Genomic DNA, 23,167 nt, shown 5'->3' with positions numbered 1-23,167 from the left:
AGAGAATGGCGGCATGGAGATGCCGAGGAATGACAGGTCGCAGGAGAGCCCCCAGGTCCTCATCGTGGGACAGGACGGGATGGCGCTCGGCGGCACTCAGGGCGACGACGAACCCCGCGAGGTCCCGGTGACGGAAATGGTCGAGCAGCCTGCGAAGGTCATGCGGATCGGCAGCATGATCAAGCAGCTCCTGGAAGAAGTACGCGCGGCACCTCTGGACGAGGCCAGCCGGGTCAGGCTCAAGGACATCCACGCCAGCTCCGTGAAGGAGCTGGAGGACGGGCTCGCGCCCGAACTGGTCGAGGAACTCGAGCGTCTCTCCCTGCCGTTCACGGACGAGGCGATCCCCTCCGAGGCGGAGCTGCGCATCGCGCAGGCGCAGCTCGTGGGCTGGCTGGAGGGCCTCTTCCACGGCATCCAGACGGCGCTGTTCGCCCAGCAGATGGCGGCCCGCGCCCAACTGGAGCAGATGCGCCGGGCGCTGCCGCCGGGCGCCGGTCACGACGATGACGACGACCACGGCCCGGGCCACGCGGTCCGCTCGGGGCCGTACCTGTAGGACACCTGCGAAAGGGCCCGGCACAGAACGCGTGCCGGGCCCTTTCGTGCGGTACGGAGGGGGCGGCGGCCCGGGGAGTGCCGAGCCTCCTTGAACGTCGTCCACCGGGCCCTTCACACGGTGTCCGCCCGTCCCCTCGGCGCCACGCGCGGGTCAGGTGCCGGGCGCGAGGAGCAGGATCTTGCCGACGTGGTCGCCGGCCTCCAGCGCCCGGTGCGCGTCGGCGGCCTCCGGCAGCGGCACCGTGCGGTCGACGACCGGCCGGACCGTGCCCGCCTCGACCAGCGGCCAGACGTGCTCCCGGACGGCGGCGACGATCGCCGCCTTCTCCCGCGCCGGGCGGGACCGCAGCGTGGTCGCCATGACGGCGCCGCGCTTCGCGAGCAGCGCCCCGAGGTTCAGCTCGCCCTTCACCCCGCCCTGGAGGCCGATGATCACCAGGCGCCCGTTCACGGCGAGCGCCTTCACGTTCCGTTCCAGGTACTTGGCGCCGACGATGTCCAGGATGACGTCCGCCCCGGCCCCGTCCGTCGCCGCGGCCAGCTCCTCGACGAAGTCCTGCTCGCGGTAGTCGATGAGGACGTCCGCGCCCAGCTCGGCGCAGCGCGCCAGCTTCGCGGGGCTTCCGGCGGTGACCACGACCCGGGCGCCGATCGCCTTCGCCAACTGGATCGCCATCGTGCCGATCCCGCTCGCGCCGCCGTGCACGAGGAGCGTCTCGCCCGGCCGCAACCGGGCGATCATGAAGATGTTGGACCAGACGGTGCACGCGACCTCGGGGAGCGCGGCGGCCGTGGCCAGGTCGAGGCCCTTCGGCACCGGAAGGAGCTGCCCGGTTGGGACCACGACCTTCTCGGCGTAGCCCCCGCCGGCGAGCAGGGCGCACACCTCGTCGCCGACGGCCCGGTCGGCCACTCCCGGGCCGAGCGCGGCGATCCGGCCGGCGCACTCCAGGCCGGGGTACGGGGAGCTGCCCGGCGGCGGGTCGTAGAAGCCCTGGCGCTGGAGCAGGTCGGCGCGGTTGACCGCGCTCGCCGCCACCTCGACGAGCACCTCGCCCTCGCCGGGTACGGGATCGGGCACCTCGGACCAGACCAGGGCCTCGGGTCCGCCGGGTTCCGGAATCGTGATCGCATACATGGCGGCGAGGCTACTCCCGCGACCCCTCACGGGGCGGGCCCGGCGGGGGCGGGCCCGGCAGGAGGCGGGCCCGCAGCGGGGCGGGCCCGGCAGTGGGGCGGGCCCGGCGGGCTCACTCCTCCGGAGGGGTGGAGAGCCGGGTCACCGGCGCCGCGCGCACGATGGTGATCACCCGGTCGGTGAGCTGGAGCGGACTGGCCGCGGGGTCGTCGTAACTGAGCAGGCGGTGGCCCCGGAGCACGCTCACCACCAGGTCCCCGGTCTCCCGCACGCTCTTGCCCGCCTCGCTCTTGGTCACGGGGCGCTCGACCAGGTCGAGCCCGGAGCCCTGCTGGATGAGGTCCTCCATCACCGTGCCGGCGCTGGGGCTCAGCACCGAGAGGCCGAGCAGGCGCCCGGCGGCGCTGGCGCTGGTGATGACCGCGTCCGCGCCGGACTGGCGCAGCAGCGGCGCGTTCTCCTCCTCGCGGACGGCGGCGACGATCTTCGCGCCCCGGTTGAGCTGGCGCGCGGTCAGGGTGACCAGGACGGCCGTGTCGTCGCGCTGGGTGGCGATGACGATCTGCCGGGCCCGCTGCACCTCGGCGCGGAGCAGTACGGCGCTGCGGGTGGCGTCACCGATGACGCCGACGAAGCCGTCCGCGTTCGCCGTCTCGATCACCTTGCTGGAGGGATCGACGATGACGATCTGCTCCTTGCTGAGACCGGTCGCGCAGAGGGTCTGGATCGCCGACCGTCCCTTCGTGCCGAACCCGACGATGACGGTGTGGTCGCGCAAGGTGGACCTCCAGCGGTTCAGCCGGAACTCCTCCCGGGTCCGCTCGGTGAGGACCTCCAGGGTGGTGCCGACCAGAATGATCAGAAACAGCACGCGCAGGGGCGTGACCAGCAGGATGTTGACGAGCCGCGCCGAGTCGCTGTACGGGACGATGTCGCCGTATCCGGTGGTGGAGAGCGTCACGGTCGCGTAGTAGGCGCAGTCCAGGAAGTCGAGCGTCTCGTCGGCGTTGTCGTGATAGCCGTCGCGGTCGAAGTAGACGAGGAAGATCGTCACGACGAGGACGCCGAGCGCCATGAGCAGCCGCTTGCCGACCTGGCGCAGCGGTCGCTCCACCTCCCGGCGGGGCAGGGTGACCCGCGGACCGGAGATCTTCTCGTCCGCGTGGCGGGCCATCACGTCACGACTGGGAAGTTTCACGTGAAACACGCTCCTTGGGCCGGCGCGGCCCCCGCCGTCGGCGGCCAGGGAAGATCGAGGACGTCCAGTTCCTGTCCGGGCCGTGCCCCGCCGGGCGGGACGACGGCCAGGCCGTCCGCGGCGGCGATGCCGCGGAGCATGGCCGGACCGTGGTAGCGCAGCGGAACGGCCGACCCGCTGCGGCGGACGACCGGGACGAGTCGTGTGTCATGGGGGTGCCCGTGCACCTCGTCCCGAACGGGCACACGGTACGGCACGGGGGCGCGGGCACCGGATCCGGCCCCGCCCTCCGCGCGGGCCCTGTCCTCCGTACGGGATCCCGCCTCCGCGCGGGGCCCGTCTTCCTTCAGGGCGGCGAGCAGTGGTGCGGCGAGGGTGAGGAGCCCGGAGACGGCCGCGAGCGGGTTGCCGGGGAGGCCGACGAGGTGGCGCACGTGGTGCGGGCGGGCGGGGTCGGCGCCGAGGCGGGCGAGGAGCATGGGATGCCCCGGCCGTACCTTCACGCCGTCGACCAGGAGCGTGGCACCGGCCTCGTCGAGCACGCGGTGGACGTGGTCCACGGGCCCGGCGGCGGTGCCCCCGGTGGTGAGGACCAGATCGGCGGCGGAGCCGGTGACGGCCGCGTGGAGCGCCTCGGCGTCGTCGCCGATCCGGCGGGTGGCGAGGACGTCCGCGCCGAGCGCCGCCAGCCAGGGGCCGAGCATCGGGCCGAGGGCGTCCCGGATGAGCCCCTCGTGGGGGAGACCGGCGGTGAGGAGCTCGTCGCCGAGGACCAGGACCTCCACGCGGGGGCGGGGCAGCACGAGGAGTTCGTCGTACCCGGCGGCCGCGGCGAGACCGAGGACGGCGGGGGTCACGGTGGTGCCGGCGGGCAGCAACTCGTCGCCGGAACGGCACTCCTGGCCCCGGGGACGGATGTCCTGTCCGGCGACGACCTCGCGCAGGGCGTGCAGCAGCGCCAGCCCGTCGCGGGGCCGTTCGGTGCGGGAGTGTTCGGTACGGAGGACGGCCGTGGTCCCGGGCGGGACGGGGGCGCCGGTGGCGATCCGTACCGCCTCCCCGTCGGCCAGGGCGGCGGCCGGAGTGTGACCGGCGAGGACGGTGGGCTCCTCGCGGACGTGCCAGGGGCCGGGACCCGCGACCGCCCAGCCGTCCATGGCGGAGGTGTCGAAGGACGGCAGGTCGGCGAGGGCCGTGAGCGGCTCCGTCAGGACCCGGCCGAGCGCCTGCCCCGGCGGAAGGCCCGCCGGCTCCCGGCCGGCCCGGGCCGCGATCCCCGCACGGTGTGCGACGGCCCGCGCCTCGGGCCAGGCGGTGGCCCGGTGCGGATGCCCGGCCCCGGCACCGCCGGTGGGCTCAGGGGCGCCACCGGCGGGTCCGGGAGCGTCCCCGGCGGGTCCGGGGGCATCACCGGCGGGCCAGGAAGGGCCGGCCACGGGAGCGGGCTCCATCAGGCTCATCCGGCCCCGTCCTGCTCGGCCTCCCAGCGCAGGGCGAGCGCCGCGGCCTTGCGGGCCGCCTCCGCGACCGCCTCGGGGCCTGCCTCACCCGCGCGTGCCGCCGCGTACCCCACCAGGAAGGTGGTCAGGGGCGCGGCGGGACGGGCCACGTTGTGGGCGGCGTCGCGGGCCAGGTCGAGCAGGACGCCGGTGTCGACGTCCAGCTCGATGCCCAGTTCGTCCTTGACTGCGGTGATCCATTCGTCCAACACGCTCCCATGCTCCCTGATGCGGGCGCGGGCGGTGGCGATGTCCTCCCAGGTGTCGCAGTCGAAGGAGGCGAGGGGGGCCGCGGGAAGCCGGACGAGCCGGAGCCCGTGGGTGAGGTGACGCAGGGGCAGGTGGGCGAGGCCGCCGTGCTCGTCCGCGAGCCGGGCCAGCTCGCGGCGCAGCGGGACGGACCGGTACGCGGCGACGAGCGGCTGGTCGCGCCCCCCGGCGTCGGTGAGGAGCGCGGCCTCGGCCCCGGGCTCCCCGTCCAGGGCGCCGAGGAGGCTCCGTACGGTGGCGCCGTCCAGGAAGGGCAGGTCGGCGGAGAGGACGAGCAGGACGGCGGCCTCCGCCTCCCACGCACCCGCGTCGAGAGCGGCCACCGGACCGCCGCCGGGCGGGTCCTCCCTGGTCCAGCGGACGGGCCGGCCGGTCGGCCGGGGGGACCCGACGACCACGGTCCGGCCGGCGTCGGAGCAGGCCGCGAGCACCCGGTCGAGGAGGGTCCGGCCCCCGATCCGTACCCCGGGCTTGTCCGTGCCGCCGAGGCGCCGGGCGGCGCCCCCGGCGAGCACGACGGCGTCGTATGCGGTGGTCACCCCAGCAGTATGGGCCGCCGGGGGCCACGGGCGCCCGGCCCGTCCCACGGGGCGGGACGGGCCGCACGGCGACAGGTGCCGTCAGACCGTGCGGAGCAGCACCGCCGGCTGTTCGACGCAGTCCGCCACGTACCGCAGGAAGCCGCCCGCCGTGCCGCCGTCGCAGACCCGGTGGTCGAAGGTGAGCGAGAGCTGCACCACCTGACGGACGGCCAGTTCGCCCTGGTGCACCCAGGGTTTGGGGATGATCCGGCCGACGCCGAGCATGGCGGTCTCGGGGTGGTTGATGATCGGCGTGGAGCCGTCGACCCCGAACACCCCGTAGTTGTTGAGGGTGAACGTGCCGCCCGTCAGGTCGGCCGGGGTGAGCGCGGACTGCCGGGCGGCCTCGGTCAGGCGCCCGAACTCCTCCGTCAGCGACTCGGCCGTCCGCCTCCCCGCGTCCTTGACCACGGGGACGACCAGGCCGCGCGGGGTCTGGGCGGCGAACCCGAGGTGCACGTCCGGCAGCCGGACGATCTCCCGCGCCGCGGTGTCGACCGTGGAGTTGAGCTCGGGGAACCGGGCCAGGGCGTGGACGCAGATCCGGGCGAGGAGCGCGAGGAGCGAGATCTTCGGTCCGCCCGCCGCGTTCATCGCCGCCCGGGCGGCCATCAGTTCGGTCGCGTCGGCGTCGACCCAGCAGGTCGCGTCCGGGATCTCCGTACGGCTGCGGGACAGCTTGTCCGCGACCGCGCCGCGGACCCCGCGCAGCGGAACCCGCTCGCCCGCCGGTGCGACGGAGGGCACGGGCACCGGCGCGGGCGCGGACGCCCGGTGGTCCCGGGCCGTCGCGAGGGCCAGCTCCACGTCGGCCCGCAGGATCAGCCCCTCGGGCCCGGACCCGGACACCTGCCGCAGATCGAGCCCCCCGTCCCTGGCCAGCTTCCGCACGAGCGGCGAGATGACGGGCACGGGCCCCTGGTGAGCGGGGGCGGAAGCGGGCGTGGGCACGGATGCGGGGACCGCGACCGGAGCCGGTGCCGAAGCGGGAACCGGAGCCGGTGCGGGAACGGCCGCCGGGCTCGTCCGCCGGACCCGGCGGCGCCGGGCGGCGGGCCCCGCGGTGCCGTAGCCGACGAGGACGTTGCCGGAGTACTCGGAGGAGACGGCCGACTCGGCGTTCCCGGCGCCCTTCTCCGGGGCGGCGGGAACGGCCGCGGGCCCCGCCTCCGCCGGACCGCCCACGGCGACCGTCAGGAGCGGTGCGCCGACGGGCAGTTCGGTGCCCTCCTCGCCGTACCGGGCGGTGACGACGCCGCCGTACGGGCAGGGCACCTCGACCATGGCCTTGGCCGTCTCGACCTCGACGACCGGCTGGTCGACGGCGACGACGTCGCCGACGGCGACCAGCCAGCGCACGATCTCGGCCTCGGTGAGACCCTCGCCGAGGTCGGGGAGCTTGAATTCGAGGACCTGGGCCATCAGTTGTCCGCCTCCCACTGGAGCCGCGCCACCGCGTCCAGGACCCGGTCCACGCCGGGCAGGTGGTGCCGCTCCAGCATCGGCGGCGGGTACGGGATGTCGAAGCCCGCGACCCGCAGCACCGGCGCCTCCAGGTGGTGGAAGCAGCGCTCGGTCACCCGGGCGGCGATCTCCGCGCCGGGGCCGCCGAAGCCGGTCGACTCGTGGACCACGACCGCGCGTCCGGTGCGCCGCACCGAGGCGCAGACGGTCTCGTCGTCGAACGGCACGAGCGAGCGCAGGTCGACGACTTCGAGGTCCCAGCCCTCCGCCTGCGCGGCCTCGGCGGCCTCCAGGCAGACCGGCACCGAGGGACCGTAGGTGATCAGGGTGGCGCCGGTGCCCCGGCGCCGCACGACGGCCTTGCCGATCGGCTCGACGGACGCGGGCGCCTCGGGGGACCAGTCGGACTTGGACCAGTAGAGCCGCTTGGGCTCCAGGAAGACCACCGGGTCGTCGGAGGCGATGGCCGCGCGCAGCAGGCCGTAGGCGTCCTCGACGGTGGCCGGGGTGACGACGTGGAGGCCCGGGGTGGCCGTGTAGTAGGCCTCGGAGGAGTCGCTGTGGTGCTCGACGCCGCCGATCCCGCCGCCGTACGGCACCCGGATGACGATCGGCATCGGCATCGCGCCGCGCGTGCGGTTGCGCATGCGCGCCACGTGGGAGATCAACTGCTCGAACGCCGGGTACGCGAAGGCGTCGAACTGCATCTCCACGACCGGCCGCAGGCCGTACATGGCCATGCCGACGGCCGCGCCGAGGATGCCGGCCTCGGCCAGCGGGGTGTCCGTGCAGCGGTCCTCGCCGAACTCCTTCGCGAGCCCGTCGGTGACCCGGAAGACCCCGCCGAGGGTGCCGACGTCCTCGCCCATCACGTGGACGGCCGGGTCCTCGGCCATGGCGTCGCGCATGGCGCGCTGGAGCGCCTGCGCCATCGTGGCGGGCTTGGCCTTCCCGGCCTTCCCGCCGGCCCCGGACGCCTTGGGGCCGGTCGTCGCGGTCGTCATCACGCCTCACCCTCGGCTTCGAGCTCGGCGCGGAGCTGCGCCGCCTGTTCGCGCAGTTGCGTGGTCTGCTCCGCGTACACGTGGGCGAAGAGGTCCATCGGGTCGAGCACCGGGTCGGCGTTCATCCGTTCGCGCAGGTCCGCCGCCATCGTCTCGGCGGCCTCGGCCGCGGCGCGCCTGCCGTCCTCGTCGAGCAGGCCGCGCTCGGTCAGTTCCCGTTCGAGGATCAGGACGGGGTCGTGGGCCCGCCAGGTCTCGACCTCGGCGGCCTCGCGGTAGCGGGTGGCGTCGTCGGCGTTGGTGTGGGCGTCGATCCGGTAGGTGACGGCCTCGACGAGGGTCGGTCCGCCGCCGCGCCGCGCGCGTGCCACGGCCTCGGTGAGCACCTGGTGGACGGCGACCACGTCGTTGCCGTCGACGAGCCGGCCCGGCATGCCGTATCCGACGGCCTTGTGGGCGAGGGAGGGGGCCGCGGTCTGCTTGGCGAGCGGCACGGAGATCGCGAAGCCGTTGTTCTGGACGAGGAAGACCACGGGGGCCTGCCAGACGGCCGCGAAGTTCAGCGCCTCGTGGAAGTCGCCCTCGCTGGTGCCGCCGTCGCCGACCATGGCGAGGGCGACCACGTCGTCGCCCTTGAGCCGGGCGGCGTGGGCGAGGCCCACCGCGTGCGGGAGCTGGGTGGCCAGGGGGGTGCAGAGCGGCGCGATCCGGTGCTCGTGCGGGTCGTAGCCGGTGTGCCAGTCGCCGCGGAGCAGGGTCAGGGCCTGGACGGGGTCGAGGCCGCGGGCGACCGCCGCCAGGGTGTCGCGGTACGAGGGGAAGAGCCAGTCCCGGTCCTCCAGGACCGCCGCGGCGGCGATCTCGGACGCCTCCTGGCCGGTGGTGGACGGGTACACGGCGAGCCGGCCCTGCTTGGTGAGGGCGGTGGCCTGGGTGTTGTACCGGCGGCCGCGGACCAGCTCCGCGTAGAGGCGCAGCAACAGCGCGGGGTCGGCGTCGGCCACGGCGTCCGTGCCGAGCACGCGCAGCGGCTCGGCGTCGGGCAGCAGCGGCGCGGGGTCGGTGCGCGGCCGCCACGTCGGCGGGGTGGTCCGGTGGGCGGGCGCGGCACCGGGCGGCTCTTGGACTGTCGAACTGCGCTGTCGCAACGAGTCCACCTCCTCGTGGGAGCGGGCGGGAAGCCCGAAGGCGGGCGGCGCGAATGTGGCGCGCCTCACCTACCGATTGTTCGGTCGTGGAGGCATTTTGGCTACAGGCGCCACCAGCCTGTGGACAAACGGTTCTCCACAGCTTGGGATAAGGGCAGGTCGTCCACTGGAGAGAGGCGGGGGCACATGGCGGATGAACAAATGGCCGACGAGTGGGAGCAGGTCGTGTCACCGGGCCCCGCGGCGGCGCTGCCGGGCCCGCCCGCGCGCCCGCTGGACGCCATCGACCGCGACATCCTGCGGATACTCCAGACGGACGGCCGCGCCTCGATCCGGTCCGTGGCCGAACGGGTGCACGTCTCCCGGGCCAACGCCTACGCGCGGATCAACCGGCTCATCGACGACGGGGTGATCCGCGGTTTCAGCGCCCGTGTGAACCACGAGCGGGCGGGCCAGGGCGCCTCCGCGTACATCACGCTCAAGATCGTCCAGAACTCCTGGCGGACCGTGCGCGAACAGCTCCAGGCCCTGCCGGGAGCCGCGCACATCGCGCTGGTCAGCGGCGATTTCGACGTCCTGCTCCTGGTGCACACCCCGGACAACCGGACCCTGCGCGAGCTGGTGCTCACCAAGCTCCAGTCGATCCCGGAGGTGCTCTCGACCCGGACCCTGCTGGTCTTCGAGGAGACGGACCTCGACCCGGACCACTGAGGGCCCGGGACGGGAGGGCCCGGGGCGGGAGGGCCCGGGGCGGGAGGGCCCGGGTCCGCCGGGGACGTCAGCCGGCCGTCCGCAGCCCGTCGAAGGCCAGGCGGACGACGGTGTCGGCGATCCGCCGCCGCTCCGCCGCCGTGTCCGGGTGCGGCCGGTACCACTCCACCAGCGAGTTGATCATGCCGAAGAGCAGCCGGGTCGCGAGCCGGATGTCCACGTCGGCCCGCAGGTCGCCCTCGGCGACGGCCGCCTTCAGGAGGTCGGCCACCCGGTGGTCGAACTCGCGGCGCCGCTCCATCGCCCACCGCTCGGTGGCCGTGTTGCCGCGCACCCGCAGCAGCAGCGTCACGTACGGCAGCTCCTCGACCAGCACCTCGACGGTGCGGCGCGTGACGTACTCGACCCGCTCGACGGCCCGGCCCCGCCCGGCCCCCGGCTCGTCGAGGACCGCGAACAGGCCGTCGAGCGCCCGGCTGACGGCCCGCCGGAGCAGCTCCTCCTTGCCGGACACGTGGTGGTAGATCGACGACTTGGAGATGCCCGCCGCCTTGGACAGGTGCTCCATGGACGTGCCGTCGTAACCGCGCTCGTTGAAGACCCGCACCGCGACCGAGAGCAGCGTCTCGGGGGTGTACGTGTCGCGCTTCGCCGTGGTCATCGGGGGTCACGTCCTTCCTCGGCGTAGCCCCGGCGGGCGGTGCCCTGGCTCGGCGCGTACCGGCCCGTCGGGTAGTGCCCGTGCAGCGAGAGGAGCAGCTCCCGCACGCGCGCGTGGCCCACCTTCCCGGCCCATTCCAGCGGTCCCGCCGGATAGTTCACGCCGAGCCGCATCGCCGTGTCGACGTCCTCGGCGGTGGCGACCCCCCGGTCGACCACGTCGGCCGCGAGGTCGGCCAGCATCGCGACCGTACGGGCGACGATCATGCCGGGCACGTCACCGATGACGGACACCTGCTTGCCGAGGGCCTGGAAGAGGCCGACGGCCTCGGCCAGGGACTCGGGCGAGGTGCGCCCGCCGGTCGACAGCACGATCCGGGACGCGCGCGCGTAGTCCAGCGCGAGGTCGAAGTGGATGATCTCCTCGTCGGGGTGCTCGAAGGCGGTCCCGCCGTCGGCCAGGCCGAGCCGGGCGCCGCCGGGCAGCCGGACGTGCCCGTCGCCGTCCTCGCGCCGGACCTCGATCCCGGCCTCCTGGAAGAGCCCCGCCAGCGGTTCGGCGGGTCCCAGGTCGCCCCGGACGGTGATCCCCTCCGGCGCCTTCGCCGGCGGGGCCGTGTGCGGCTCGGGACGCTCGGCGCCCTCCGCGTACGGGAACCAGCCGTGGCCCGTCTTGCGGCCGAGGCGCCCCGACTCGACCAGCCGGCGCTGCGCGAGCGACGGGGTGAACTTGGGGTCCTGGTGGAAGGAGTCCCAGACGGAGCGGGTGACGGCCTCGTTCACGTCCTGGCCGATGAGGTCGGTCAGCTCGAACGGGCCCATGCGGAAGCCGCCGCTCTCGCGCAGGGCCGCGTCGATGGTGGCCGGGTCGGCGCCGCCCTCCTCGTACACCCGGAACGCCTCGGCGTAGAAGGGGCGCGCGATCCGGTTCACGAGGAAGCCGGGGGTGTCCGTGCAGCGCACCGGCGTCTTGCCCCAGCCCTTCACCGTCTCGTACGCGCGCGTGGCGACGTCCGGGTCGGTGGCGAAGCCGCTGACGACCTCGACCAGCGGGAGCAGCGGCGCCGGGTTGAAGAAGTGCAGTCCGACGAACCGGCCGGGCCGTCGCAGTCCCCCGGCGATGGCGGTCACGGAGAGCGACGAGGTGTTGGTGGCGAGGACGGTGTCGTCGCCGACGACCTCCTCCAGGTCGGCGAAGAGCCGCCGCTTGACCGCCGGGTCCTCGACGATCGCCTCGACGACGAGGGCCGCGTCCGCGAGCTCGGCGAGCTCCCCGGCCGCGTGCAGCCGTCCGACGGCCGCTTCGCGCGACTCGGCGTCCAGGCGGCCCTTCTCCACGAGCCGGTCGAGGCGGGAGGCGAGGGCGGCCACGGCCTCCCCGGCCCGGCCGGGGACGCTGTCGTAGAGGCGCACGGGGTGGCCGGCGACCAGCGCGACCTGGGCGATGCCCTGCCCCATGGTCCCGGTGCCGACGACGGCGACGACGCGGTGCCGCCCGACGGGCCCCACGGACCCGGCGCCCTCCGTCCCCACGGCTGCAACGCGGTCCTGCTCCACGGCGGCGGGCTCCTTGGCGGTCACGTCGTCGCTCCCCCTGACGGTCACGTCGGCACTCATGGGAGTGATCCTCCCCGATGGGTTTTCCACAGGATCGACGGACCCCCTTGTCCCGACCGATCGTTCGGTTACTCTAACTCCGTACGTGTCTCCCTGCCCAGCTCGACGAGGAGTTGGTCCACCCATGGCCACCGCCCAGCCGACCACCGACCGTCTGGCCGAGAAGCACCGGTCCACGCTCGACCAGGCGCTCGACACCATCCGCACCCGCGCCTACTGGTCGCCGCACCCCGAGCACCCCAAGGCCTACGGGGCGGACGGCTCCCTGGACGCGGCGGCCGGCCTCGCCGCGTACCGGTCCCTGCTGAACGGCCGCTTCGAGCTGGACCAGCCCGGCACGGACGGCTGGACCGGCGGCGAGGTCTCGCCGTACGGCCCGGAGCTGGGCGTCGAGTACCCGCACGCGGACGTCGACGTGCTGCTCCCCGCCATGCGCGCGGGAACGGGCGCCTGGCGGGACGCCGGGGCCGAGACGCGCGCCCTGGTCTGCCTGGAGATCCTCGCCCGGATCTCCGCCCGCACCCACGAGTTCGCCCACGCCGTCATGCACACCAGCGGCCAGGCGTTCATGATGGCGTTCCAGGCCGGCGGCCCGCACGCCCAGGACCGCGGCCTGGAGGCCGTGGCGTACGCGTACGCGGAGCAGACCCGCACCCCCGCCGGACGGGCCGACTGGTCCAAGCCCCAGGGCAAGCGCGACCCCCTGGAGCTGAGCAAGGAGTTCACCCCGGTCGGCCGGGGCGTCGCCCTGGTGATCGGCTGCAACACCTTCCCCACGTGGAACGGCTACCCGGGCCTGTTCGCCTCCCTCGCCACCGGCAACGCGGTCCTGGTCAAGCCCCACCCGCGCGCGGTCCTGCCGCTGGCGCTCACCGTCCGGATCGCCCGCGAGGTGCTCGCCGAGACGGGCTTCGACCCGAACCTGGTGGCGCTCGCCGTCGAGCACCCCGGCGAGGGCATCGCCAAGACCCTGGCCCTGCGCCCCGAGGTCCGGATCATCGACTACACCGGCTCGACCGCCTTCGGCGACTGGCTGGAGGACAACGCCCGCCAGGCCCAGGTCTACACCGAGAAGGCCGGGGTCAACACGGTCGTGGTGGACTCCACCGACGACTACCGGGGCATGCTCGGCAACCTGGCCTTCTCGCTGTCCCTCTACAGCGGCCAGATGTGCACCACCCCGCAGAACCTGCTGGTCCCCCGCGACGGCATCGCCACCGACCAGGGCCCCAAGTCGTACGACGAGGTCGTGGCCGACCTCGCGGCGGCGGTCGACGGCCTGCTCGGCGACGACACCCGGGCCAACGGCCTGCTCGGCGCCCTGGTCAACCCGGACGTGAAGGCACGCCTGGAGGCCGCCGCCGACCTCGGCGAGGTGGCGCTCGCCTCCCGCGAGGTGGCCAACGCGGAGTTCCCGGACGCCGTGGTCCGCACCCCGGTGATCGTGAAGCTGGACGGCTCCAAGCCGGAGGCGCAGGACGCGTACTTCTCGGAGTGCTTCGGCCCGGTCTCCTTCGCCGTCGCGGTGGACTCCACCGCCGACGCCCTGGAGCTGCTGCGGCGCACGGTCCGCGAGAAGGGCGCCATGACGGTCGGCGCGTACACGACCTCGGAGGAGGTCGAGCGCGCGGTGGAGGAGGTCTGCCTGGAGGAGGCGGCCCAGTTGTCGCTGAACCTGACGGGCGGGGTGTACGTGAACCAGACGGCCGCGTTCTCCGACTTCCACGGCTCCGGCGGGAACCCGGCGGCGAACGCCGCCCTGTGCGACGGCGCCTTCGTCGCCAACCGCTTCCGGGTGGTGGAGGTCCGCCGCCAGGCCTGACCTCCCGTGGCGCGGCGGGGCCCCACCGGGTCCCGCCGCTCCGGGGGCCCGGTGCCCCGGGCCCCTAAGGGGTCTCGATCTCCGCGTACCGCTGGATCCACGCGTGCATGGCGATGGCGGCGGCCGCCCCCGCGTTGATCGACCGGGTGGAGCCGAACTGGGCGATCGAGCAGACCGTCTCCACGTGGGCGCGGGCCTCCTCGGTGAGCCCGGGGCCCTCCTGCCCGAAGAGCAGCACGCAGCGGCGGGGGAGCACGGTCCGCTCCAGCGGCACGGCGCCGGGCAGGTTGTCGATGCCGATGACGGGCAGGCCCTCGGCCGCCGCCCACGAGGTCAGCGACGCGGTGTCCGGGTGGTGGCGGACGTGCTGGTAGCGGTCGGTGACCATGGCGCCGCGCCGGTTCCAGCGCCGCCGGCCCACGATGTGGACCTCCTTGGCCAGGAAGGCGTTGGCGGTCCGCACCACCGAACCGATGTTGAAGTCGTGGCCCCAGTTCTCCACCGCCACGTGGAAGTCGTGGCGCCGGGTGTCCAGGTCGGCGACGACCGCCTCGCGCGTCCAGTACCGGTAGCGGTCGACGACGTTGCGCCGGTCGCCGCCGGCGAGCAGCTCGGGGTCGTACCGCTCGTCCTCGGGCCACGGCTCCGGGTGCGGCCCGACGCCGACCTCGGGGCCGAACCCCTCGTCGTACTGGACCGGCTCCTGCTCGGCCCCGGCGGTCTGCGGCCCGGTCCCGGGCGTCTCTTCGGTGGTGCTCACCCGACGAGGGTACGGGGGGCGTGCTCCCCGTCCGCACGGCGCTGCTCGGGCAGCGTCCCGTCCGGGGTCCGCCGCAGCAGCCGGTCCCGGACCCGGGTCGCCCGCGCCCCCAGGGCCACCAGGAACACCGTCGGCAGGAAGACCGCGTCGGCGGAGATCATCGCCAGCGAGAAGACCGGCAGGCCGAGGAGCAGGGCGATCCCGGCGTGCTCCAGCATCATCGCGACCAGGAGGACGTTCTTGACCTTGCGGTTGAAGAGCGTGAAGGGGAAGGCGACCTGCACGATCACCGTGCCGTAGGACAGCACCATCACCATGATCCCGCTGGAGGCGAGCAGCTCGGAGAGGGCGGGCCAGGGCGTGAAGTAGTCCAGGTGGAGCGGGTAGAACAGCGCGGTGCCGTCCTGCCAGCGCGCGCCCTGGACCTTGTACCAGCCGGCCGTGGCGTAGATCAGGCAGACCTCCGCCATGAGCACCAGGAGGGCGGCGTTGTGCGCGAGGTTGGCGAGGGCGTCGAGCAGGGTCCGGGGCTCCCCCGGGGCGTACCGGCGGACCAGCCACCACAGCGCGTTCCCCAGCCAGAGCACCCACAGCAGCACCGGCATCCACCACTCGCCGCTGACGTCGGAGAACCAGGTGGCGGCCACGAGGAAGCCGCCGAGCACGGTCCACAGCAGCGGGCCGGTGAGATCGCGGCGCGGGGGCTCCCCGGCGCGGACGGCGCGCTCCTCGCGGGCCGCCCGCCGGGCGTCGAGGGACCACACCCGGGAGCAGCGGGTCAGGACGAGGTAGATCGCGGCGAGGTGGAGGACGTTGTCGCCGCCGTCGCCGACGAAGACGGCGCGGTTCTGCAGCGACAGCACCCCGGCCATGAAGACCACGGAGACGGCCCGGGTGCGCCAGCCCACCAGGAGCAGGGCGGTGGAGAGCACCGCGAGTCCGTAGACGACCTCGAACCAGAGCCGGCCGTCCGACCACATGAGCACGGTGAAGGCCCGGTTGTCGACGATCAGCCGCTCGGCCATCCTCCAGGACCAGGGGCTTTCGAGGCCGTAGAGCTGGTGCCGGTGCGGCAGCTCGCGCAGCAGGAAGAGCAGCCAGGTCAGCGAGAAGCCGATCCGTACGATCGCGCTCTGGTACGGGCCGAGGGAGCGGCCGGTGACGGCCTGGACGGCGCGGGCGAGCCGGCGGTCGAAGGGCTCGCGGGCACGCGCGCGCGAGGAGGCGGACACGGGCGTCGACGTCGGGGCCGGGTTCGGGGTGCTCATCGGGCCGCCTCCGTACGGTTCGGGGCCGCGTCGGGGGACCGGTCGGCGTCGGTGATCCGCCACCACGGGAAGTCGCGGTAGGAGGGGGAGGACTTCGACTTCTCGGTGCTCCAGTGCGGCGCGAGGACGGGCCGGGTGACGGCGCGGAGCCGGATGCGGCGCAGGTCGGAGCCCGCGAGGGCGGGGAGGGCGTCGAGGCGCTGCACCGTGATCCGGCGCATGTACTGCTCCGAGAGGCGGCCGCGCAGTCCGTTGGGGCGGTGCTCGTCGGTGTGCGAGTTGAAGTAGAAGTCCACGGCCCTGCGGAGCTGGTTCTGCTGGGTGTGGCTGGGCATCGGGTTGTGGCGGATCGCCTCGGCGTCCTGGGCCGTGAGGTCGATCCAGTCGGTGGTCCGGCGGGTGCCGTCGGCGGCGGTGACCTCGGCGCGGGCCTCGACGGAGACGTTCTGCTGGAGCGGGTTGGGCGCGAAGAGCTTCCAGTTCTGCTCGAACTCGGGGTAGATCCAGTCGTCGACGGCCTGACCGTTCTGCTTGGTCAGCGTGTTGGACGGCGCCACGTGCAGGAAGACCATCGCCAGGTGGACGCAGGCGAACACGGCGGTGACGGCGAGCGCGACGGCGACGACGACCTGGTACGGCAGGGAGAGCGCCATGATCCCGGTGCCCGGACCGGCGGCCCGCGGGGGCACGGGGTCGGGCAGGGCGATCGGGGGCTCCTCCGGGGCTGTCCGCCGGTCGTCCCTCACCCCGGCCGCGTCCTTTTCGACGTGCGCGTCCATCCCGCCCCGATCCCGATCGGCCCACCTCGGTTATCCACAGGGTTGACACCATACGGGCCGCCGTCTCACCATTGAAGCCAATGAACCGAACGATCGGTCGGTAGGGGATCTGATGACCGCAGTGACGGCAGGAACGGCAGGGACCGCGGGCACGGCGGGCGGCGCGGGCACGGCCGGTGCGGCGGACGCGGCCGCGGTGGAGACGGCCGCCCACGAGACCGTGTTCGACGCCGCCGTCGCCGCCGACGAGCGCATCGAGCCGCGCGACTGGATGCCCGAGGCCTACCGCGCCTCGCTCGTCCGGCAGATCGCGCAGCACGCCCACTCCGAGATCATCGGCATGCAGCCCGAGGCGAACTGGATCACCCGCGCGCCCTCGCTGCGCCGCAAGGCGATCCTGATGGCCAAGGTGCAGGACGAGGCCGGCCACGGGCTCTACCTGTACAGCGCGGCGGAGACCCTCGGCACCAGCCGCGACGAGCTGCTCGACAAGCTCCACTCCGGCCGCCAGAAGTACTCCTCGATCTTCAACTACCCCACGCTGACCTGGGCCGACGTCGGCGCGATCGGCTGGCTGGTGGACGGCGCCGCGATCACCAACCAGGTCCCCCTGTGCCGCTGTTCCTACGGCCCGTACGCCCGCGCGATGGTCCGGGTCTGCAAGGAGGAGTCCTTCCACCAGCGCCAGGGGTACGAGGCGCTGCTCGCCCTGTCGAACGGCACCGAGGCCCAGCACGCCATGGCGCAGGACGCGGTGGACCGCTGGTGGTGGCCCTCGCTGATGATGTTCGGCCCGCCGGACGACGAGTCGACCCACACGGCCCAGGCGATGGCCTGGAAGATCAAGCGCCATTCCAACGACGAGCTGCGGCAGCGCTTCGTCGACATCGCCGCGCCGCAGGCCGACGCGCTCGGCCTCACCCTCCCCGACCCGGACCTCCGGTGGAACGAGGAGCGCGGGCACTACGACTTCGGGCCGATCGACTGGACCGAGTTCTGGGACGTCCTCAAGGGGAACGGCCCCTGCAACGACCAGCGGCTGAGCAGGCGGCGCCAGGCCCACGAGGACGGCGCCTGGGTCAGGGAAGCGGCGGCGGCCCACGCGAAGAAGCACACCGGAGAGCACGGGGAGGCACAGGCATGACGAGCGACGGTTGGCCCCTGTGGGAGGTGTTCGTGCGCTCGCGCCGCGGACTGTCCCACACCCACGCGGGCAGTCTCCACGCGCCCGACGCGGAGATGGCCCTGCGCAACGCCCGCGACCTGTACACCCGCAGGAGCGAGGGCGTCTCGATCTGGGTCGTGCCCTCCGCGGCGATCACCGCGTCCTCACCCGACGAGAAGGACCCCTTCTTCGACCCGGCGGCGGACAAGGCCTACCGCCACCCGACCTTCTACGAGATCCCGGAGGGGGTGAAGCACCTGTGAGCACCCCCGACACCCGCGAGAACGCCACCGCCGTGCCCGTCGGCGCGGCCCTCGCCCTCGGCGACGACGCCCTCGTCCTCTCCCACCGCCTGGGGGAGTGGGCCGGCTCCGCCCCCGTCCTGGAGGAGGAGGTCGCCCTGGCCAACATCGCGCTCGACCTGCTCGGCCAGGCCCGCGTCCTGCTGTCCCTCGTCGGCGACGAGGACGAACTGGCCTACCTCCGGGAGGAGCGCTCCTTCCGGAACGTCCAGCTCGCCGAGCAGCCGAACGGCGACTTCGCCCACACCATCGCCCGGCAGCTCTACTTCTCCACCTACCAGCACCTGCTGTACGGGCGGCTGGCCTCCGGCGACGGGCCCTTCGCCGGTCTCGCGGCGAAGGCCGTCAAGGAGGTCGCCTACCACCGGGACCACGCCGAGCAGTGGACGCTGCGCCTCGGCGACGGCACCTCCGAGAGCCACGAGCGGATGAGCCGGGCCTGCGAGGCCCTGTGGCGGTACACCGGCGAGCTGTTCCAGCCGGTCGAAGGGCTCGACGTGGACCACGCGGCCCTGGAGAGCGCCTGGCTGGAGTCGGTGACGGACGTCCTCGGCAGGGCCACACTCACCGTGCCCTCCGGGCCGCGCACCGGCGCCTGGAGCGCGGGCGCGGGCCGCCAGGGCCTGCACACCGAGTCCTTCGGACGGATGCTGGCCGAGATGCAGCACCTGCACCGCAGCCACCCGGGGGCGTCGTGGTGACCATGACGGCCCTGGAGGAGGAGCTGAGCCGGGTCGCCGGGTCCGTCCCCGATCCGGAGCTGCCCGTCCTCACCCTGGAGGAGCTGGGGGTGATGCGGGGCGTCCACGTCACCGGCCCCGGCCGGGTCGAGGTCACCCTCACCCCGACGTACACGGGCTGCCCCGCGATCGAGGCCATGTCCTCGGACATCGAGCGCGCCCTCCACGACCACGGGGTCCCGGAGGTCTCCGTCGTCACGGTCCTCACCCCCGCCTGGTCCACCGACGACATCAGCGAGGAGGGACGGCGCAAGCTCACCGAGTTCGGCATCGCCCCGCCGCGCCCGCAGGGCCCGGCCGGCGGCCCGGTGCCACTGACGCTGGCGATCCGCTGTCCGCACTGCGGCTCCACCGACACCGAGCTCCTGAGCCGCTTCTCCTCCACCGCGTGCAAGGCCCTGCGCCGCTGCACCGCCTGCCGCGAACCGTTCGACCACTTCAAGGAGCTGTAGATGGTGTCCTCAGGCGCGGGACGGGCCGGGTTCCATCCGCTCGCGGTGAGCGGGGTCGAGCGGCTCACGGACGACTCCGTGGCCGTCACCTTCGCGGTCCCGCCCGAGCTGCGCGAGACCTACCGGCACCTGCCCGGCCAGCACCTGGCGCTGCGACGCACCGGCGAGCGGGGCGAGGAGGTCCGGCGCACGTACTCGATCTGCGCCCCCGCCGCCCCGGCCGGCGAGCCCCCCGTCCTGCGCGTCGGCATCCGGCTCGTGGACGGCGGCGCGTTCTCGACGTACGCCCTCAAGGAGCTGGCCGTCGGCGACCTCGTCGAGGTCATGGAGCCGACGGGCCGCTTCACGCTCGCCCCGCGCCCCGGCCGCTTCGCCGCGGTCGTCGGCGGCAGCGGCGTCACCCCGGTGCTCTCGATGGCGGCCACCCTGCTCGCCCGCGAGCCGGAGGCCCGGTTCTGCCTGGTCCGGAGCGACCGCACCGCCGCGTCCACCATGTTCCTGGACGAGGTGGCCGACCTGAAGGACCGCTACCCCGACCGCTTCCAGTTGGTCACCGTGCTCTCCCGGGAGGAGCAGCAGGCGGGCCTTCCGTCCGGACGGCTCGACCGCGAGCGGCTCGCCGGGCTGCTCCCCGCGCTGCTGCCGGTCGGCGAGGTCGACGGCTGGTTCCTGTGCGGGCCCTTCGGTCTGGTGCAGGGCGCCGAGCGGGCGCTGCGCGACCTGGGCGTCGATCGGGGCCGGATCCACCAGGAGATCTTCCACGTCGACGACGGCTCCGCGCCCGCGGCGGCACCGGCGGCCGACGCCCCCGCGCACGCCACCCTGACCGCGACCCTGCACGGCCGGTCCGGCACCTGGCCGGTGGAGCGGGGCGAGACGCTCCTGGACACCGTGCTCCGCGCCCGCGCGGACGCCCCGTACGCCTGCAAGGGCGGGGTGTGCGGCACCTGCCGGGCCTTCGTCGTCGGCGGAGAGGTGCGGATGGACCGCAACTTCGCCCTGGAGCCGGACGAGACGGAGGCCGGTTACGTCCTGGCCTGCCAGTCCCGCCCCACCACCGCCGACGTGGAGCTGGACTTCGACCGCTGACGGGCGGGTCCGGAGGGCCTGGAGAAAGGTCGGGAGACCGTGAGGGCCCGGGGAAGACGGCACAGGCCGTCCCCGGGTCCCGGGGGGATCAGAGCACGAACGCCTGGGCGCCGTTCTCCGCCACCATCGGGCGCCCGGCGCCGTCCCAGGCGAGCATCCCGCCGTCGACGTTCACCGCGTCGAAGCCCTGCTGGACCAGGTACTGCGTGACCTGCGCCGACCGGCCGCCCACCCGGCACATCACATAGGCCCGACCGTGCTCGGCCAGGGACTCCGTGACCTCGCCGAAGCGGGCCACGAAGTCGCTCATCGGCACGTGCACCGCGCCCTCGACGTGGCCCGCGGCCCACTCGTCCTCCTCCCTGACGTCCAGCACCAGGGCATCGGACGGCACGGAAGCCGCGTCCACCGAGGGCAGCGGGGAGACATTCATGGGACCGGCCTTCTCTCGTCAGAACCACCCGAAGGGAGTCGGGCGCACGGAAAACCTACTGCACCAGGCCGGACAGCTCGTTCTCCCGCTCGGAGACCTGCGCGAGGAGCTGCTCCGCGATCTCCTCGAGGAGCCGGTCCGGGTCGTCCGGCGCCATCCGCAACATCGCGCCGATCGCGCTCTCCTCCAGCTCGCGCGCCACCGCCGAGAGCATGTCCTTGCGCTCCGCCAGCCACTCCAGGCGCGCGTACAGCTCCTCGCTCTCGCTGAGCCGCTCCTCCGCCGGCGCCGGTCCGGCCTCCCACTCGGCGGACAGCTCGCGCAGCAGCCCCTCGTCGCCCCGGGCGTAGGCGGCGTTCACCCGGGTGATGAACTCCTCGCGCCGCTTCCGCTCGCCCTCCTCGCGGGCCAGGTCGGGGTGGGCCTTGCGGGCCAGCTCGCGGTAGAGCCTGCGGGCCTCCTCACCGGGCCGGACCCGCTTCGGCGGCTGGACCGGCCGCTCGGTGAGCATGGCCGCCGCCTCGGGGGAGAGGCCGTCGGTGTCGATCCAGTCGTGGAACAGCTCCTCCACGCCCGGCATCGGCATGACCGCCGCCCGGGCCTCCTGGGCCCGCCGCAGGTCCTCCGGGTCACCGGTGCGCGCCGCCCGGGCCTCGGCGATCAGCGCCTCCAGCTCGTCGAGCCGCGCGTACATCGGGCCGAGCTTCTGGTGGTGCAGCCGGGAGAAGTTCTCCACCTCGACCCGGAAGGTCTCGACGGCGATCTCGAACTCGATCAGCGCCTGTTCGGCCGCCCGCACGGCGCGCTCGAGGCGCGCCTCGGGCCGCTCGTCACCCCCGGTGTCCGCGCCCTGCTCCAGGCCCTGGTCCACGTCGCTGTCCTCGTTCCGGCTCGTCACCCTCCCAGCGTAAGGGGCCGGGGCGCCGGCCCCGCGCGGGGTCAGACGCCGAGCTCGGCCGCCACCCGTCCGGAGCGGACGGCGGAGAGCAGGTCGGCGTGGTCGGCCGTGGTGCGGTCCGCGTACGTGACGGCGAAGGAGGCGACGGCCTCGTCCAGCTCCTCGTTCTTGCCGCAGTAGCCGGATATCAGGCGCGGGTCGGCGCTGTGGGCGTGGGCGCGGGCGAGGAGGGCGCCGGTCATCCGCCCGTAGTCGTCGACCTGGTCGGCGGCGAGCGCTGCGGGGTCGACGCTGCCCTTGCGGTTGCGGAACTGGCGCACCTGGAACGGGCGTCCGTCGACCGTGGTCCAGCCGAGCAGGATGTCGCTGACGACCTGCATCCGCTTCTGTCCGAGCACCACGCGCCTCCCCTCGTGGCCCGCGTCCTCCACCGCGAAGCCGGCGGCCGGCAGGTGGGGGAGCAGGACCGAGGGCCGGGCCTCCTTGACCTGGAGCACCAGCGGCTCGCCCCGGTGGTCGAGGAGCAGCACGACGTAGGAGCGGGTGCCGACGCTGCCGGTGCCGACCACCCGGAAGGCCACGTCGTGGACGGCGTACCGCGCGAGGAGCGGCAGCCGGTCCTCGGACACGGTCTCCAGGTAGGCGCCGAGGGAGGCGGCGACCCGGGCCGCCTCGGCGTCCGGGACCCGGCGCAGCACCGGGGGAGCGTCGACGAACCTGCGGCCGCCGCCCTCGGCGTCCGCCACGGCCTCGGTCGACCGGGTGGCGAACCGGGCGCTGGTGTTGTTGCGGGCCTTGGCGGAGACCTTCTCCAGGATGCCGAGGAGGTCGTGGGCGTCGGCGTGGGAGACGAGTTCCTCGTCGGCGATCGCGTTCCAGGCGTCGGCGGCGGGGAGACGGGCGAGCAGGCGCATGGTGCGCCGGTAGGCGCCGACAGTGTCGAAGGCGGCGGCCCGGCAGACCTCCTCGCTCGCGCCGACCTCCCGCCCGGCGAGGACCAGGGAGGTGGCGAGCCGCTTGAGGTCCCATTCCCAGGGGCCGACGACGGTCTCGTCGAAGTCGTTGAGGTCCATGACGAGCCGGCCGCGGGCGTCCCCGTAGAGGCCGAAGTTGGCGGCGTGCGCGTCGCCGCAGATCTGCGCGGCGATCCCGGTGACGGGGGTCCCGACGAGGTCCTGGGCCATCAGTCCGGCGGATCCGCGCAGGAAGGCGAACGGGCTCGCCGCCATCCTGCCGACCCGTATCGGCGTGAGCTCGGGGACCCGGCCGAAGTTCGACTCCTCGACGGCGCGGACGGCGTCCGGGCGGTCGGCGACGGGGTCCTGCCGGGCGTGCGAGGAGCGGGGGACCCGCTCGCGCAGCTCCCTGCCCCGCTCCTTGGGTGAGGCTCCGGCCCCCGCGGCCGCCCGGCGCGCGAACCCCGGCACGTGCGGGACGCGCTCCGCGCCCCGCACTTCGCCCGTACCGCGCTGTTCCGGCACGACAGCCGTGATCACGTCCATGGGACGTCCTCCCCCGATGCGATGTTCGTCCTCGTTCGGCCCTGACGGTACCGCCGTCGCCGATCGGCCGTCTCCCCCTGTGGACGAGCACCTGTGGACAACCCTC

The 23,167-nt window shown here is 74.1% G+C and carries 23 protein-coding genes; 8 read left to right on the top strand and 15 right to left on the bottom strand.

Features of this window, described 5'->3' with window-relative positions:
• Nucleotides 1-13: 13 nt before the first annotated feature.
• A complete protein-coding gene (locus ACFYNX_RS20045) occupies nucleotides 14-559 on the top strand; it encodes a bacterial proteasome activator family protein (RefSeq protein ID WP_125662023.1) in 546 nt (181 codons plus the stop codon).
• A gap of 153 nt (nucleotides 560-712) precedes the next feature.
• On the opposite strand, the gene ACFYNX_RS20040 is transcribed toward ACFYNX_RS20045, so the two are convergent.
• The 7 genes from ACFYNX_RS20040 to pdhA all read right to left on the bottom strand — a co-directional run bounded on the left by ACFYNX_RS20040 (nucleotide 713) and on the right by pdhA (nucleotide 8,872).
• Nucleotides 713-1,699 (bottom strand): NAD(P)H-quinone oxidoreductase, encoded by a 987-nt coding sequence (locus tag ACFYNX_RS20040; protein WP_388662928.1) that lies wholly within the window; start codon nucleotides 1,697-1,699, stop codon nucleotides 713-715.
• A 112-nt stretch (nucleotides 1,700-1,811) separates the two neighbouring features.
• Nucleotides 1,812-2,897, bottom strand: coding sequence for a potassium channel family protein (locus tag ACFYNX_RS20035; protein WP_388662926.1), 1,086 nt, complete (start codon nucleotides 2,895-2,897; stop codon nucleotides 1,812-1,814).
• Nucleotides 2,894-4,348, bottom strand: a complete 1,455-nt coding sequence (locus ACFYNX_RS20030; protein WP_388663408.1) for a molybdopterin molybdotransferase MoeA — start codon at nucleotides 4,346-4,348, stop codon at nucleotides 2,894-2,896. Before ACFYNX_RS20030 ends, ACFYNX_RS20035 begins: the two co-directional genes overlap by 4 nt.
• Nucleotides 4,349-4,353: 5 nt before the next feature.
• On the bottom strand, nucleotides 4,354-5,205 hold the full coding sequence (locus tag ACFYNX_RS20025) for an NTP transferase domain-containing protein (RefSeq protein WP_388662924.1): 852 nt from the start codon (nucleotides 5,203-5,205) through the stop codon (nucleotides 4,354-4,356).
• An 81-nt stretch (nucleotides 5,206-5,286) separates the two neighbouring features.
• Complete coding sequence (locus tag ACFYNX_RS20020; protein WP_388662922.1) at nucleotides 5,287-6,669, bottom strand: dihydrolipoamide acetyltransferase family protein; 1,383 nt, start codon at nucleotides 6,667-6,669, stop codon at nucleotides 5,287-5,289.
• Nucleotides 6,669-7,715, bottom strand: a complete 1,047-nt coding sequence (locus ACFYNX_RS20015; protein ID WP_365539748.1) for an alpha-ketoacid dehydrogenase subunit beta — start codon at nucleotides 7,713-7,715, stop codon at nucleotides 6,669-6,671. The genes ACFYNX_RS20020 and ACFYNX_RS20015 overlap by 1 nt, the downstream gene beginning before the upstream one ends.
• Nucleotides 7,715-8,872 (bottom strand): pyruvate dehydrogenase (acetyl-transferring) E1 component subunit alpha, encoded by a 1,158-nt coding sequence (pdhA, locus tag ACFYNX_RS20010; RefSeq protein WP_365539816.1) that lies wholly within the window; start codon nucleotides 8,870-8,872, stop codon nucleotides 7,715-7,717. Before pdhA ends, ACFYNX_RS20015 begins: the two co-directional genes overlap by 1 nt.
• Before the next feature lie 177 nt (nucleotides 8,873-9,049).
• On the opposite strand from pdhA, the gene ACFYNX_RS20005 reads away from it, so the two are divergent.
• Nucleotides 9,050-9,574, top strand: coding sequence for an Lrp/AsnC family transcriptional regulator (locus tag ACFYNX_RS20005; protein ID WP_388662920.1), 525 nt, complete (start codon nucleotides 9,050-9,052; stop codon nucleotides 9,572-9,574).
• Nucleotides 9,575-9,641: 67 nt separating this feature from the next.
• Here ACFYNX_RS20005 and ACFYNX_RS20000 read toward each other — a convergent pair whose 3' ends face one another.
• Nucleotides 9,642-10,235, bottom strand: a complete 594-nt coding sequence (locus ACFYNX_RS20000) for a TetR/AcrR family transcriptional regulator (protein WP_125661999.1) — start codon at nucleotides 10,233-10,235, stop codon at nucleotides 9,642-9,644.
• The gene (locus ACFYNX_RS19995; protein WP_388662917.1) at nucleotides 10,232-11,851 is read right to left on the bottom strand and encodes a 3-hydroxyacyl-CoA dehydrogenase; all 1,620 of its coding nucleotides are present in this window, start codon (nucleotides 11,849-11,851) and stop codon (nucleotides 10,232-10,234) included. The genes ACFYNX_RS20000 and ACFYNX_RS19995 overlap by 4 nt, the downstream gene beginning before the upstream one ends.
• Before the next feature lie 124 nt (nucleotides 11,852-11,975).
• Here ACFYNX_RS19995 and paaN point away from each other — a divergent pair, with 124 nt between their 5' ends.
• Nucleotides 11,976-13,673: a phenylacetic acid degradation protein PaaN gene (gene paaN / locus ACFYNX_RS19990; protein ID WP_388662915.1), complete on the top strand. Its 1,698-nt coding sequence runs from the start codon at nucleotides 11,976-11,978 to the stop codon at nucleotides 13,671-13,673.
• Between the two features lie 64 nt (nucleotides 13,674-13,737).
• On the opposite strand, the gene ACFYNX_RS19985 is transcribed toward paaN, so the two are convergent.
• Genes ACFYNX_RS19985 through ACFYNX_RS19975 form a run of 3 tightly spaced genes read right to left on the bottom strand, consistent with a single transcriptional unit; the run spans nucleotide 13,738 to nucleotide 16,480 of the window.
• The gene (locus tag ACFYNX_RS19985; protein WP_365539751.1) at nucleotides 13,738-14,433 is read right to left on the bottom strand and encodes a TrmH family RNA methyltransferase; all 696 of its coding nucleotides are present in this window, start codon (nucleotides 14,431-14,433) and stop codon (nucleotides 13,738-13,740) included.
• Nucleotides 14,430-15,701, bottom strand: coding sequence for an HTTM domain-containing protein (locus tag ACFYNX_RS19980; RefSeq protein WP_388662913.1), 1,272 nt, complete (start codon nucleotides 15,699-15,701; stop codon nucleotides 14,430-14,432). The genes ACFYNX_RS19985 and ACFYNX_RS19980 overlap by 4 nt, the downstream gene beginning before the upstream one ends.
• Nucleotides 15,698-16,480 (bottom strand): DUF5819 family protein, encoded by a 783-nt coding sequence (locus tag ACFYNX_RS19975; RefSeq protein ID WP_388662911.1) that lies wholly within the window; start codon nucleotides 16,478-16,480, stop codon nucleotides 15,698-15,700. Before ACFYNX_RS19975 ends, ACFYNX_RS19980 begins: the two co-directional genes overlap by 4 nt.
• 112 nt (nucleotides 16,481-16,592) lie before the next feature.
• Here ACFYNX_RS19975 and paaA point away from each other — a divergent pair, with 112 nt between their 5' ends.
• The 5 genes from paaA to ACFYNX_RS19950 are packed head-to-tail and all read left to right on the top strand — an operon-like array spanning nucleotide 16,593 to nucleotide 20,228.
• Entirely contained in the window at nucleotides 16,593-17,624 is a 1,032-nt protein-coding gene (gene paaA, locus ACFYNX_RS19970) for a 1,2-phenylacetyl-CoA epoxidase subunit PaaA (protein ID WP_388662909.1), read from the top strand.
• Nucleotides 17,621-17,908 (top strand): 1,2-phenylacetyl-CoA epoxidase subunit PaaB, encoded by a 288-nt coding sequence (paaB, locus tag ACFYNX_RS19965; protein WP_062753816.1) that lies wholly within the window; start codon nucleotides 17,621-17,623, stop codon nucleotides 17,906-17,908. The genes paaA and paaB overlap by 4 nt, the downstream gene beginning before the upstream one ends.
• Complete coding sequence (gene paaC, locus ACFYNX_RS19960; protein ID WP_388662906.1) at nucleotides 17,905-18,648, top strand: 1,2-phenylacetyl-CoA epoxidase subunit PaaC; 744 nt, start codon at nucleotides 17,905-17,907, stop codon at nucleotides 18,646-18,648. The genes paaB and paaC overlap by 4 nt, the downstream gene beginning before the upstream one ends.
• The gene (gene paaD, locus ACFYNX_RS19955; RefSeq protein ID WP_351971073.1) at nucleotides 18,642-19,139 is read left to right on the top strand and encodes a 1,2-phenylacetyl-CoA epoxidase subunit PaaD; all 498 of its coding nucleotides are present in this window, start codon (nucleotides 18,642-18,644) and stop codon (nucleotides 19,137-19,139) included. Before paaC ends, paaD begins: the two co-directional genes overlap by 7 nt.
• Nucleotides 19,140-20,228 carry a 2Fe-2S iron-sulfur cluster-binding protein gene (locus ACFYNX_RS19950; protein ID WP_388662904.1) on the top strand — a complete coding sequence of 363 codons (1,089 nt, stop codon included), beginning with the start codon at nucleotides 19,140-19,142 and terminating at the stop codon, nucleotides 20,226-20,228.
• Between the two features lie 88 nt (nucleotides 20,229-20,316).
• On the opposite strand, the gene ACFYNX_RS19945 is transcribed toward ACFYNX_RS19950, so the two are convergent.
• From ACFYNX_RS19945 to ACFYNX_RS19935, 3 genes are all read right to left on the bottom strand, one after another.
• Nucleotides 20,317-20,661, bottom strand: a complete 345-nt coding sequence (locus ACFYNX_RS19945) for a rhodanese-like domain-containing protein (protein ID WP_125661968.1) — start codon at nucleotides 20,659-20,661, stop codon at nucleotides 20,317-20,319.
• A gap of 55 nt (nucleotides 20,662-20,716) precedes the next feature.
• The gene (locus ACFYNX_RS19940; RefSeq protein ID WP_365539818.1) at nucleotides 20,717-21,532 is read right to left on the bottom strand and encodes a hypothetical protein; all 816 of its coding nucleotides are present in this window, start codon (nucleotides 21,530-21,532) and stop codon (nucleotides 20,717-20,719) included.
• A gap of 68 nt (nucleotides 21,533-21,600) precedes the next feature.
• Complete coding sequence (locus ACFYNX_RS19935; RefSeq protein WP_388662902.1) at nucleotides 21,601-23,061, bottom strand: DUF2252 domain-containing protein; 1,461 nt, start codon at nucleotides 23,059-23,061, stop codon at nucleotides 21,601-21,603.
• Nucleotides 23,062-23,167: the final 106 nt, after the last annotated feature.

Source organism: Streptomyces sp. NPDC007872 (assembly GCF_042868165.1).
GTDB lineage: Bacteria > Actinomycetota > Actinomycetes > Streptomycetales > Streptomycetaceae > Streptomyces.
The sequence above is the reverse complement of the archived record's forward strand: the minus strand, read 5'-3'. Positions and strand labels throughout refer to the sequence as shown.